Here is a 12,400-nt window from a genome sequence, read left to right as displayed (position 1 = left end):
TTGCGGGCCGGGGCTTTGCGCGCGCTTGATCGGCGTCAGTGTTCGCTACCGTGCAGCAAGCACGCTACGCTCTCACTTCCTTGTCAATCGCGCGCAAAGCACGCCGGCGCGACCGTGACAGGTTGTGCAGAGCTTCCCTAGGGCCTGTTAGCACTCACGCCACTCGCCGCGTTGCCGTCCGGAAATTCGCCGGCCAAGGCGCGAGCGAACATGTTGCGCGAGCCAAATGAACGACGCGCGACGCGGCATGATGAATTTTTCGCACGCAACCCGTCGGCACGCGGGGCCCCTGAATAACGATTCAAGGTGCGCGATCCGGCATTGCAGCTCGCTCATGTCGCAAAGCGACACCACGCTTACCGCGCAGTGCCTTACATGAACATCGCCCGCTGCGCGGCGATTTCGTTAGCATTAACAGGCCCCAAGTACTAACCCTACACTTCAGCGTTCGCGCGGCGGCGTGCATCATCGGCCGCCCCGGTCGACGTATCGGCTTGCAACCGTTTCAATTCTTCGATGTGATGCTTTCATGGCCCGACTCATACAAGTCGATTCCATTCTCGACGTGCCCGCGGCCACCTGGGACGGTTTATGCGGCAGCGGGCAGCCGTTCATTCGGCACGGGTTTCTTGCGGCGCTCGAGGCCAGCGGTAGCGTAGGCGAGAGCCATGGCTGGGTGCCCGCCCACTGCCTGCTTGAAAACGAAAACGGCGAAGCCATCGCCGCAGCCCCACTCTACGAAAAGCATCATTCCTACGGCGAGTTCGTGTTCGACTTCGCCTGGGCCAATGCCTATGCCCAGGTCGGACTCGACTACTATCCCAAACTGCTCAACGCCGTGCCGTTCACGCCGGTCAGCGGCCCACGCATTCTCGGTCGGGATGTCGAGGCCCGGCGCGCCCTCGCCCATGCCATGGCCCGCCTACCGGGCGAACATCGCGCCTCATCGCTGCATAGCCTGTTTGTCGACGCCGACTCGGCCCGGCAATTCAGCGAAGCCGGGGCCTGCGCGCGGCGCGGTTGCCAGTATCGCTGGTACAACCGCGACTATGCGGACTTCGACGCCTTCCTGGCACAGCTGACGTCGAAACGCCGCAAGGAGATACGGCGCGAGCGCAAACGCATGCACGATGCCGGCGTGCAGGTACAGGTGCTACGCCCCGACGAAATCGACGCCGAACTCTGGGATACACTCTATGCTTTCTATGGCCGAACCTATGCGATTCGCGGCCAGGCCCCGTATCTTACCCCGGAGTTCTTTACCCAATTATGCAACCGCATGGGTGAGCGCGTGCGCTTCTTTGTCGCCTACCACCGGGACCGCCCGGTCGGCATGGCCTTCATGATGCTCGGCGACGATACGCTCTACGGTCGTCACTGGGGCTGCGAAACGGATTATCACAGCCTGCACTTCGAAACCTGCTACTACGCCGGCATCGAATACTGCATCGAAAACGGTCTGGCCTGTTTTGACGCGGGCGCCCAGGGCGAGCACAAGATTCGGCGCGGCTTCGAGCCGGTACCGACCTGGTCCTATCACGTCATCGACCACCCACAGCTCGCTGCCGCAATCGACGACTTCTGCCTGCGCGAAGCCGCGATGATGGAATCCTTCGAAAACGAGCAGCGCGAACGCAGCAACTTCGCCGGCCAGGCGCCACCGAACACGTGAGCGGTCTACGCGTGTACTGGCTGGATCCGAATACGCCCGACGGCGCCTTTCCCGATCCCGAACTCGCGCTCGACGAGCCGAACGGCCTGCTCGCCATGGGCGGCGACCTGTCGCCCGCGCGCCTTCGCCGTGCGTACGCGCAGGGCATCTTTCCCTGGTACAACCCGGACGAATCGATCCTCTGGTGGTGCCCCGATCCGCGGACCGTATTCGACACCGGCGCCATGCATGTCTCGCGGCGCCTCAAGCGCACCCTCGCCAAGGCCGACTATGCGGTTACGCTCGACGAGGACTTCAATAGCGTCATCAGCCACTGTGCCGCCGTTCGTGCCGGCAACCCCGGCACCTGGCTCGGCCCGGAAATGCGCGCCGCATACGCCAAGCTGCACGCGCTGGGCAACGCCCATTCGATCGAGGTATGGCGCGACGGCTCGCTGATCGGCGGCCTCTATGGCGTGGCGATCGGGCGCATGTTCTTCGGCGAATCCATGTTTTCGCGCGAGCGCGACGCCAGCAAGATCGCACTCGTCTGGCTTGCACGACAACTGCATGCCTGGGGTTTTCCCCTGCTCGACGGCCAGGTGGGATCCGGCCATCTCTACCGCATGGGCGCGATCGACCTGCCGCGCAGCAAGTTCCTCAAGATCGTGCGCCAGTCCATCGACAAACCCGGACCCCAGGGCCTCTGGGCGTTCGATATCGACGTGCCCGCCAGCGCGGCACATATTGGCGACTGACGGGCTTTCATACCCGCAGGATTGAACCGCCACCCGAAATCACCGATAATTCACCGGTTAAACCGTCAGAATCGAGATCAGGAGTCAATGGCCAAAGAAGACCACATCGAGATGGAGGGCACGGTCGTCGAGACGTTGCCTAACACCACCTTCCGCGTAAAGCTGGAAAACGGACATATCGTCACCGCCCATATTTCCGGCAAGATGCGCAAGCACTACATCCGCATCCTGCGCGGCGATACCGTCACGGTACAGATCACGCCCTACGACCTCAGCAAGGGGCGTATCACCTACCGCGGCCGCTAGTGACAAAAAACGTCACCTTCTGACGTGCGCAGAATGACAAAAAGCGTCACTACAGCCAGAGGCCATTGAAAATAAAGCGGCATAAAGCTGGCACGGACCATGCTGAATAGCCAGTACGTCATAAAGACGCCGCTCTTCTTCACGCTAAACGGGGAAACCAAATGCAAAAGCAGCAAGGCTTTACACTCATCGAACTGATGATCGTCGTCGCGATCATCGGCATCCTGGCGGCCATCGCCATTCCGCAGTATCAGAACTACACAACCCGCGCCAAGGTGACTGAGGGTATTAGCCTCGCATCGAGCGCCAAAACCGGTGTGTCTGAGTTCTATCAATCGCAAGGCACGCTGCCGACTAGCAATGACCAAGCTGGCCTCCCTGCCCAGGGCGACATTACCGGCAACAACGTAAGACAAGTCGCTGTTGGTACTGGCGGCATTATTACGACTACGTACTCCGGCACCCCGATCGACGGCGAAACGATTATTTTCACACCTACAACGGGTGCTGGCAGTATCACTTGGGCCTGTACCGGCGGTACTCTGGATTCTGAATATCGCCCGGCAAATTGCCGCTAAGAGCTTGACGTCCAGATTTTCTGGGCGGTTGCTAAAAAAAGCCCTTGCCGGTTTTCGGTAAGGGCTTTTTACTGCCTGCCGCCCGTTTCAAAGCATGCTGAAGCCGTACCCTGCCTCCTTGTTAAGTTATTTTGAACCTAGAAAGTAAACGAGAATTAGTCTTCGGCCTTGGTCTTTGGGCGTTGGCCATACTGAGCTTCAGCCTTTTCAAAGACGGGCTTACAGGCCCGTTTCTTTTCGACGACATTCGTAATCTTGAGCCTCTTGGGTTCGATGGCGGTATCCGCTCGGCACCCGATCTCGCGCGTTTCATGTTTTCGGGTGACGCCGGCCCGCTCGGGCGGCCGTTGAGTCTGTTGTCGTTTGCCATGAACGACATCAGTTGGCCAAGCGATCCGTGGCTTTTCAAATACACGAATCTGCTGATCCATATTCTCAACGGCGTGCTGATCTTCGCCCTCACACGCCAGTTCTGCCAACTTTGCCGTGCGCCGGAAAACCGCACCCTCGCCGTAGCCCTGTGCGCGACAGCGATCTGGCTGGTCCACCCACTACAGCTCACTCCCGTATTTCTGGTCGTTCAGCGAATGACTGAACTGTCGGCACTGTTCGTGCTCGCAGGGCTTGTAACCTATCTTCGCGGCCGCCGAACTGCTGCAACACGACCATTGACAGGCTACGTGCTAATGTCGATTGGCGTGGGCTTAGGCGGCGTACTAGCCGTATTGAGCAAGGAAAACGGCATACTGCTGCCGTTGTTCATTGCCGTGATCGAGACGACGATCGCTTCCGGCTCTGCGCAAAACAGCGCGCGCCCACGACGCGCCTGGCGCGCGGTATTCATCTGGCTACCGATCGCGCTTCTCGCGACCTATATTCTACGTGGCGTGCTCTTTTCAGACGGCGGCCTACTGCCGCGCCGGAATTTCACGATGGGGGAGCGGCTTCTAACCGAAGCGCGGGTATTAATCGACTACCTGCGCCTCACCGTGTTGCCCAACCTCAACGGCAGCGGCCTGTTCCATGATGATTATGTCCCCTCGAAAGGCCTGCTAACGCCCGTCTCCACGCTATTTTCAGTCATCGTTCTGACAGCCGGGCTCGCTGCAGCCCTTGCCTATCGACGGAGTTACCCGGTGCTCGCGTTCGGCATTCTTTGGTTTCTTGCGGGCCATGTCCTGGAGGCGGGCCCAATCAATCTCGAACTCTACTTCGAGCACCGGAATTATCTGCCTCTGCTCGGCCCCGCGTTCGCCGCCGCGTGGTATGCGTTCATCGCCCCTACGTCTGTACGGCGATTCGTCGTGGGTGGGCTACTCGGCTTCCTTGCGCTCTGTGCTGTTGCAACTTGGCAGGCGAGTCATATGTGGGGCAACTTTGGGCAACTTTCGACCATCATGGCAAAGGAAAACCCGACGTCTATCCGAGCCCAGCAATCGGCTGCTAGATACTGGATGGAACGAGGTAATGTAGGCCAAGCCACGCAATATGTGGTCCGGGCGCAACGCCACCATCCCAATAATATTGGCGTGGCACTACAACTTGTCTATCTAGACTGCCTGGATGGCCAACTAGACACCATGCGCACAAGCGCACTGGTGAGCGCAGCGCGACAGAGCGCCTATACCCATATGGTTCACAAGCTTCCCCGCGAGCTCGTTGGTTCGCGGGTCATCCAGGAATGCGCGGGCATTACTCTGGAGGATATTCGACGCATCGAGCGCACGCTCCTTGAAAATCCGAATTACCAAGGGGGCGGCGAGCAAAGACGGCTTTATTACGATATTGCGTATATCTATGCACAGGAAGGCTTGCTGGATAAGGCAATCACTGCAGCGGACAAAGCCTATGCCGCCGCCACGCCCAAGTATGAAATCGCTATGCAGAGCGCCGCCTGGCTTGCCTCGGCCGGAAATTATGATCGGGCGCTAAAATATGTCGACAAGGCACGTAGCGCACATGGGCAAAGCTGGTACGCACGGCTTTACGGTCAACGAAAGACCATCGATCAGTTCGAGCGCGCTCTTCGTAAAGCACGAGATGGTCAGCACGCAGCCGCGCAACAAGCGCCATGATCTCGTCACGTCAGGGCGAATTGACTACAGATTGCTGGATAAGAAGTTATGAGCCGTTGCGAACTTTCGATCGTGTTACCCTCCAAGAATGAATCTGTCGCATTGCGGGTTCTTCTGCCGCGCCTGTACCAGACATATCCATCTGCCGAAATTATTGTCGTAGACGATGGCTCTACCGACGATACCCGCGCAGTCTGTGAAGCATCGAAAGTGCGAGTGCTCACTCACCCCTACTCCAAAGGTAACGGCGCGGCGATTAAAACCGGTGCACGTCACGCAAGTGGCGAAATCATCGTATTCATGGACGCTGACGGCCAGCACGACCCGGCGGATATCCATAAGCTGCTACACAAGATCGACGAAGGGTACGATCTCGTGGTGGGTGCGCGTAAGCGCAGTTCACAGGCTAGTGCCGCTCGCTGGATGGCCAACAGCTTCTACAATCGCTTTGCGAGCCGTTTCGTTGGCCAGCCAGTGGCTGATCTGACATCCGGTTTTCGCGCCTGCCGCGCAGCACTTTTTCGCGAATTCCTGCATATGCTACCCAATGGGTTTTCATACCCGACCACGAGTACGATGGCTTTTTTTCGCGCCGGCTATTCGGTGGGCTATGTACCTATAAACGTCAACAAACGGCCCGAAGGGAGTACTAGCCATATCCGGCTACTGCATGACGGCGCGCGTTTTTTACTTATTATTTTTCGTGTAGGCACCCTTTACTCGCCGCTGAAACTGTTCATACCCATCAGCGCATTCTTCTTTGCTTCGGGGCTGAGCTACTACGCCTATACATTCGTCGTTGCCGGCCGTTTCACCAACGGGAGTGCCCTGTTATTAATTACGTCGGTCCTGGTATTCCTGATAGGTCTGGTTTCCGAGCAGATTACGCAGTTGTTGTACGCCAGCCGTTCTGATTCCTGAGGCGCAGGCCGGCTGCGTGCTACTCAGACGCCACTAACGTATCAGGCGCCGGATGATCCATCGTTATCTATCGCTAGTGCAGGGCCCGATAGCGCGTGCCACCCTGCGCACCAGCCTTGTTCTGGGCGCCCGGTTGCTTGTGCAAGCTGGCACGCTGCTGCTCATTGCACGCTTACTCGGCCCGCAACAGTTCGGCGCATTCGCGGGAATTGCCGCTCTAGCCTTGGTCCTTGGGACCTTGTCGACTTTCGGCACGCATCTCGTGTTGCTGGGCGATATATCAAAGGCATCGGGACGCCGCGACGATCTCCTATCCTTCGCACTTCCCACGACGCTACTTTGTGGCGGCCTTCTGCTGACGCTTTACCTCGCGCTATGCGTGCTCGTACTACATGCAGCCGATATCTCCCTACCGGTGATCCTTGCGGTGGGCGTTGCTGAGATCCTGCTGCAGCCCCTGATAGGGCTATGCGTCACGGAACATCATGGGCTCGGCCGCATCGCGCGCGCGCAGATCATCACCCTCGTTCCCTTAGTCATGCGGCTGATCGCTGCAGCCGTGCTTTGGGTGCTATCTCCACCGGATACGCTTGTCATTTATGCATACGGTTACGGTATGGCATCGCTGGCCACACTTGCGTTAGTCGTACAAACACTGCCGACACCCTGGCCGTCGCCGCCCCGATGGCGGCCCCCACGCGCAGTCGAGCTGAAAGAAGCGGCGGGCTTCGCCGCACTCAGTATCACTAAGGCCGGCCCAGGAGAACTCGACAAGACCCTAGCCACCCGACTATTACCGCTGACATCCGCGGGACTCTATGCAGCCAGCGCTCGGGTAATTGGCGCCACAACGCTACCCGTGACTGCGATGGCTTTGTCGGCCTTACCGCGACTTTTCCGTGACGGCGAAAGTAACTCAAGTGAGGCTATTACCCTCTCAGGGTGGATGCTCACCTGCGCCACGGGCTATGGCCTGGCGTTAGCAGTGGTTTTATGGATGATGGCTCCCGCGTTTGGCTGGCTATTCGGCCCTGCCTACGCTGGCATGGATCAGTTAGTCCGCTGGTTGTGCATGGCCGTTCCCGCAATAGCCCTACGATTGACCGCAGGCAGTATTCTCATAGCATTAGGCAAGGCATGGGTACGAGCAGCTTTTGAGGCAGGCGGACTGGTGATACTGACGCTATCGAGTATTTTTTTAGTCCAGCATCTTGGGCTCGTTGGCATGCCACTAGCGCTGGCCTGCTCGGAGTGGACGATGGCGCTGGCCGGCTTCGTGTTTATCGCAGGCAAAAGACGTTAGCAATCGGCGCGCGCATTGGCTGAGCCACGCCGGCTTTTTCAATCTCGAACGCGCCTAGCCACGACCACCAGCTCGCTGCCAAAGCGGCTCAGTCCCAGTGTCCGACATAACCGTTCACCAATCAATTGAAGCCGCGCGCCCACCACAGGGCGACCCCATACGCTCGGCAACACTCGAAAGCCCTCGCATCTGACAACCGCAAATCCGGCGTTTTCCAACATCTTGAACATATGCCGCCGAGACATGACGTTCCGCGCTCCGGTGGGCTGCCATGCGGCCATTCTGGACAACAGACCGCTGACACTCGCGCTATTGCGATGATTATTTACGATCAATATGCCGCCTTCCGACATATGCGCGGCGACCCAGCTGAGCGCCTGTTGGCGTAACTCCGACTCGGCGTTGAGGACGAACCGAAACATCGTCACGCAATCGAACGGGCCCATATCCGCTGGCGGATCGCGCGTGACGTCTACGCGCAGCAACGCTGCATCCGGTACACGCTGCGTCGCAACGGCAAGCATGTCTTGGGAAATATCAATTCCGAGCGAACTGTGGAATACCGAGTGGCCCACCTTTAACAGGCGGCCTGTGCCGCACGCGAAATCGAGATAGCAGGTTGCGCCCGCGGCAGCAGCTTGCCCAAGCTGCTGGCGAACAAACGGTTTAACAAACGCGTCCCATATGAGCGCGTCGAGTCGCACCGCGTGTTCTGCATCGTAGCGTTCGCCAACCTTAGCGCCAGTATGAGAGTCACGGTACGAAGTCATTTACTACCCGAAGCGTCCAGAAAAAATCGCTCTATTGAGAATGTTAGTCGCTCGGCGCCGTTTCACCAACGCGACGGGCCATGCCAAACGCCCCTCGTAGCTATTGATAAATCGTAACGCCATACGGTAGCTGAGATTACGAACAGCGCGTAAAACCTGAGGCGTCAACGCACCAGCCTCGTCTAGATACGCTTGAATGAAAACCTCGGCCGCACGCGTATGGCGTTCAATATCAAAGCGGATCAGTTTATGAAGGGGGTGACTGAGTAAAAGTCCCATATGCATAGAAGCCAAATCGATAGCCCCGCAGCCACGAACGTAGCCTTGCCGCAAAGTAAATCGCCCGGGTAACGGATCGATTATCAAAAAACCGAACTTCGGCCGCCAGAAAACGTTCCCGTGCCATAAATCACAGTGAAGCCAACCTATCGGCAGATTACGTTCCAGCACCTCGATATGTTCTTTCTCGAGCCCCCAATTATTTAACGGATAAGGCCCTTGCGCGAATAAAGCCTGATCGGCTTTTACAGGTTGCTGATGCATCCGCGTGAGCAAGCGTCCCAAACTGTCAAATAGACGCTCTTCCGTAACCAATTTTCCCAAATCCGACGGCAACTCGACGAATTCATAGTCAATCGATTGTTGATCGGTAACGACCCGTACGGGGGATATTGTTTCGACGCCGTCTACCCGCGAACAAATATGGCGCAGAATCTGAATGCGGTGCCAATCTGTCTGGACATGCCGACCATGATACTTGCGGAACTCACGCGGGCTCTTCACGCGCGTTTCCCATGCTGCACCATATCGCCGTAGATCGAGATATAGGCGTTTAATACCGTTGCCGCCGAGTAGCGGCTTAACGCTGCCTGCCGTGCATTCTCAGCAAGCGAAGAACACAAGCGATTTTCATGCGCGAGCCGACGAATAGCGAGTGCGAACTCCAACACATCGTCCTGGCGGCAAGTAATCCCTGTAACGTCATCGTGGACTATCTCGGATAGCGAAGAACCTCGTGTCGCAATAACCGGCAGGCCGCAAGCCATGGCCTCAATTACGGATAGTGGCAAGCCTTCGCTACGCGATGGAAACAACAGGGCATCGGCACTTTGCATCGCGGCGACAACGGCATCGGATCCAACCAGCCGGCCCAGGTCATGCGTATTGCGAGGCATTTTCTCGCCGGCTCGCCCGCCCGCGGTATAAAACAGCTCGAACTCGTCTCCCAGCTCGCCCATGATCGGCCCAAGCAAATCCACCCCCTTGCGCGCGCTCCAGGTGCCGACATACAGCAGCCGAAAAGGCTCATCTGGCCGCCGCTTTCGTTCACCCGGCCGAAAAAAACGGGTGTCCACGCCGTTGTAAATTACGTCGGCCGGGACTCCAACCAACGTGCGTTTGGCGGTGTCGGCGACGAAGCGACTGACGGCAACTACCCGGGCCGCGCGCCGCATAATGCGACGTTCTCGGGGCGCAATCCAGAAACGATGGTAGGCGGCACGGAGATTGCCCTTATAGCGACGCAGGTCGGGATGATGAACAGCATGGTGCAGCGTCGCAATCACAGGCAATCCGCGCGGCAGAAAACGCGGATGCAGCCAAGTGTTGACATGCACCAGCGTCGCCCAGGCGGGTGGCTTGGGAACGGAGACCGTCCATGGTGCATATTCCGCCCGTAGTGGCAACCATGTGATATTTGCACGTATACCCTGCGCCCGTAACTGGCAGACTAGCCGTTGTGTAAAAATGTCAGTACCGGTACCCGTGCGCACGGTGGGAAACCATACTGCGATATTGTCCGGTTTCACAGCAGCGTCCATCGACTCAACGCCTGGAAGCCGAGCATAGGCCTTCAATTTCCTGCGTGAGCGCCCGGCCAAAAGCCGGCCACGCGAACTGCTTGGCGTGTTGGTATAAACCCGCTTCGCTCAAAGGCTCGTCCAGGAGCCTGTGGATGCACTCAGCAAACACCACCGGCTGCCCAACAGGCACGAGATGACCGGAATAACCATCGGCTACCGCATCGATCACGCCGCCCGTCGCATAGGCGACGGTGGGCAAACCGTAAGCGGCGGCTTCTACCGCCACCATCCCGAAACCTTCAGGGTCCCCGGCGATATGTCTCACGGGAAATACATGTACTGCGGCGGCGCGATAGGCGCTAGCAAGCAGGTCGCGGTCGATGATCGGTCCAAGAAACCGAATATTCGTTCCAACACCCGCCCGGTTCGCAGCCTCCTGAATATCGGCGGGCGACTGTGCAGCAGCCTTAAGCGCATGGACCGGCACATCGCCGATAATCACGAGTAGTACATCGGGATGTTGTTCGACCACGCGCGGTAGCACCTCAACGACAAACTCACGCAATCCCTTGCGCTGAGTCAGGCGGCCGACGGACAATAAAAACCGGCGATTACCTAGGCCATAACGTTGCCTGAATGCGTCGACCAAGCTTGGATGGGGAGCGGCCGCGGGCAAATCAACGCCCGGATGCACGATAGCGATACGCTCGGCGGCAACGCCGATGTCACGCGTAAGATCTGCGGTAGCGTGACTATTGGCGATAATGCGGTCTACACGCCTGAGAAATGGCAGCCAGAGCAACCGATACAAAAGACTCGCAATGCTGACGTCTAACCCATGGACATACGCCACGCTGCGAGCACCAGAGGCTTTCGCGGTGACCGCTGCGATAGGGGCGGTCAGCCCGCTTCCCGCTAAGATTATGTCCGGCCGCCACTCGCGCGCTACCCGTATTGCGCGCCAAGCGGCTACGGCGATAAATCTCCACAGCGGCGCGAGCGGCACTTCATCGACGTCGACAGCCTCGGGCTTAAGCGCGGCCGATCCCCGTGGCGAGACAATATGCGCATCAGCATACTTAGCGAGTTCAGCCGCCATGTGCCAATTGAGCCGCTCCATCCCACCAAGAAGCGGCGGGAGATTACGCGTAATAATTAATATTCTTATTCGTTTCTGCATACAATCATTATCGAGAACAGCACGCGTAGTTTGCGATACGAGGGAGCATAAAGGGCTTTCAAGTTAAACTTCCTCTCTGTCGGGAGACGGTAAAAACAAAACGGATAGCTTTTGTCCCTCCAACGCGGATCGACTGTCAGGAGAATAGTGGTGCCAGCAGATGCATAAACTCCGAGGCAAAGGAGATATCCCCGACACGCAAGCCGCTCAAAACCGGCATGATCGCGTGGCTATACCAAAGGGATGTTGGCGTCACACCGTGCCCGAGCTTAGGCCTAAAATTTTCACAACAGGGCAGTCGAGATCAATAATCCGCGGCGGATTACAAATGCTCGGCACCCGTCGGCACACTAGCAATCAGCGCGTTCCAGCGCCACACTCCCTATCGCGCTTCGAAACACCGGCCGATCACATCATTACTATGCGCGGAAAGCTACTTAGCACGCCCCGCCGCCGCACGTCCGGCTTTACGCTGATCGAGCTCATGATCGTTGTCGCTATCATTGGCATACTCGCCGCTATTGCGGTTCCTTCGTACTACGGCTACGTCGCACGCGCCCAATTCTCCGAAGGTCTCAGCCTCACCAACGGAATGAAAACCGCGGTGGCAAATGCGTACCAGAATCGCAAAAAGCTTACCGGAATCGACAATGGTGTGGGCTCCGTCCCGGCAGCGGTGGCTTCGCAGGGTACTTACGTTTCCGCCGTCGTGGTGAGGGACGGCGTGATTACCGCCCGGTTCGCAAGCGACAGCGCGCTGGCCAACAAAAGCGTGACGTTAATCCCGATCGAAACGAACGGCGCCCTCGCCTGGCGCTGCACGACCACCGCCGATTTCTCGAAGGCGCCCGCCAGTTGTCGCAGCAAAACGCCGGATCAGCTGAACTCTGACGAAATACCGATCGACGACGGCACGCCGTGAGGGCCGGAAGGTATGTCGCTTGTGGTAATCGAACCCGACACGACCGGTTTGGGCGCCATCGCGTAGGTTGGATTAGCGGAGCGTAATCCAACACGGAACGAAGGCGGTCCTGGCCATTCGCCTGCGTCATCCCA

General features: G+C 58.1%; 12 protein-coding genes. 8 read left to right on the top strand and 4 right to left on the bottom strand.

What is annotated here, in order from left to right; all coding sequences use genetic code 11:
* Window positions 1-529: 529 nt before the first annotated feature.
* The 7 genes from ABNU97_RS15215 to ABNU97_RS15185 all read left to right on the top strand — a co-directional run bounded on the left by ABNU97_RS15215 (window position 530) and on the right by ABNU97_RS15185 (window position 7,592).
* Entirely contained in the window at window positions 530-1,672 is a 1,143-nt protein-coding gene (locus tag ABNU97_RS15215) for a GNAT family N-acetyltransferase (protein ID WP_348767523.1), read from the top strand.
* A complete protein-coding gene (gene aat, locus ABNU97_RS15210) occupies window positions 1,669-2,409 on the top strand; it encodes a leucyl/phenylalanyl-tRNA--protein transferase (protein ID WP_348767522.1) in 741 nt (246 codons plus the stop codon). Before ABNU97_RS15215 ends, aat begins: the two co-directional genes overlap by 4 nt.
* Before the next feature lie 87 nt (window positions 2,410-2,496).
* The gene (infA, locus tag ABNU97_RS15205) at window positions 2,497-2,715 is read left to right on the top strand and encodes a translation initiation factor IF-1 (protein WP_006912554.1); all 219 of its coding nucleotides are present in this window, start codon (window positions 2,497-2,499) and stop codon (window positions 2,713-2,715) included.
* Window positions 2,716-2,876: 161 nt separating this feature from the next.
* The gene (locus tag ABNU97_RS15200; protein ID WP_348767521.1) at window positions 2,877-3,293 is read left to right on the top strand and encodes a pilin; all 417 of its coding nucleotides are present in this window, start codon (window positions 2,877-2,879) and stop codon (window positions 3,291-3,293) included.
* A 131-nt stretch (window positions 3,294-3,424) separates the two neighbouring features.
* On the top strand, window positions 3,425-5,368 hold the full coding sequence (locus ABNU97_RS15195) for a tetratricopeptide repeat protein (RefSeq protein WP_348767520.1): 1,944 nt from the start codon (window positions 3,425-3,427) through the stop codon (window positions 5,366-5,368).
* 48 nt (window positions 5,369-5,416) lie between these two features.
* On the top strand, window positions 5,417-6,289 hold the full coding sequence (locus ABNU97_RS15190) for a glycosyltransferase family 2 protein (protein WP_348767519.1): 873 nt from the start codon (window positions 5,417-5,419) through the stop codon (window positions 6,287-6,289).
* 52 nt (window positions 6,290-6,341) lie between these two features.
* On the top strand, window positions 6,342-7,592 hold the full coding sequence (locus ABNU97_RS15185) for a lipopolysaccharide biosynthesis protein (RefSeq protein ID WP_348767518.1): 1,251 nt from the start codon (window positions 6,342-6,344) through the stop codon (window positions 7,590-7,592).
* Between the two features lie 38 nt (window positions 7,593-7,630).
* Here the strand turns inward: ABNU97_RS15185 and ABNU97_RS15180 are convergent, their stop codons facing one another.
* From ABNU97_RS15180 to ABNU97_RS15165, 4 genes are read right to left on the bottom strand one after another with little or no spacing between them, the layout of a single operon-like run.
* A complete protein-coding gene (locus ABNU97_RS15180) occupies window positions 7,631-8,362 on the bottom strand; it encodes a class I SAM-dependent methyltransferase (RefSeq protein WP_348767517.1) in 732 nt (243 codons plus the stop codon).
* A 3-nt stretch (window positions 8,363-8,365) separates the two neighbouring features.
* A complete protein-coding gene (locus ABNU97_RS15175) occupies window positions 8,366-9,145 on the bottom strand; it encodes a hypothetical protein (protein WP_348767516.1) in 780 nt (259 codons plus the stop codon).
* A complete protein-coding gene (locus ABNU97_RS15170) occupies window positions 9,142-10,182 on the bottom strand; it encodes a glycosyltransferase family 4 protein (protein WP_348767515.1) in 1,041 nt (346 codons plus the stop codon). The genes ABNU97_RS15175 and ABNU97_RS15170 overlap by 4 nt, the downstream gene beginning before the upstream one ends.
* A gap of 4 nt (window positions 10,183-10,186) precedes the next feature.
* Entirely contained in the window at window positions 10,187-11,344 is a 1,158-nt protein-coding gene (locus ABNU97_RS15165; RefSeq protein ID WP_348767514.1) for a glycosyltransferase family 4 protein, read from the bottom strand.
* A gap of 328 nt (window positions 11,345-11,672) precedes the next feature.
* Between ABNU97_RS15165 and ABNU97_RS15160 the strand changes: the two genes are divergently transcribed.
* Window positions 11,673-12,266 (top strand): pilin, encoded by a 594-nt coding sequence (locus ABNU97_RS15160; RefSeq protein ID WP_348767513.1) that lies wholly within the window; start codon window positions 11,673-11,675, stop codon window positions 12,264-12,266.
* Window positions 12,267-12,400 lie beyond the last annotated feature (134 nt).

The sequence above is a fragment of the uncultured Salinisphaera sp. genome (assembly GCF_964012375.1).
In the GTDB taxonomy this organism is placed as follows: Bacteria; Pseudomonadota; Gammaproteobacteria; order Nevskiales; family Salinisphaeraceae; genus Salinisphaera.
Note: the sequence above shows the minus strand (reverse complement) of the source record. Positions and strands in the feature narration are given on the sequence as shown.

Bases quoted from the DNA above. Each gene is read 5' to 3' on its own strand.
- ABNU97_RS15215 (WP_348767523.1), top strand. From the start codon at position 530: ATGGCCCGACTCATACAAGTCGATTCCATTCTCGACGTGCCCGCGGCC.
- infA (WP_006912554.1), top strand. From the start codon at position 2,497: ATGGCCAAAGAAGACCACATCGAGATGGAGGGCACGGTCGTCGAGACG.
- ABNU97_RS15200 (WP_348767521.1), top strand. From the start codon at position 2,877: ATGCAAAAGCAGCAAGGCTTTACACTCATCGAACTGATGATCGTCGTC.
- ABNU97_RS15190 (WP_348767519.1), top strand. From the start codon at position 5,417: ATGAGCCGTTGCGAACTTTCGATCGTGTTACCCTCCAAGAATGAATCT.
- ABNU97_RS15185 (WP_348767518.1), top strand. From the start codon at position 6,342: ATGATCCATCGTTATCTATCGCTAGTGCAGGGCCCGATAGCGCGTGCC.
- ABNU97_RS15180 (WP_348767517.1), bottom strand. From the start codon at position 8,362: ATGACTTCGTACCGTGACTCTCATACTGGCGCTAAGGTTGGCGAACGC.
- ABNU97_RS15170 (WP_348767515.1), bottom strand. From the start codon at position 10,182: ATGGACGCTGCTGTGAAACCGGACAATATCGCAGTATGGTTTCCCACC.
- ABNU97_RS15165 (WP_348767514.1), bottom strand. From the start codon at position 11,344: ATGCAGAAACGAATAAGAATATTAATTATTACGCGTAATCTCCCGCCG.
- ABNU97_RS15160 (WP_348767513.1), top strand. From the start codon at position 11,673: ATGCTCGGCACCCGTCGGCACACTAGCAATCAGCGCGTTCCAGCGCCA.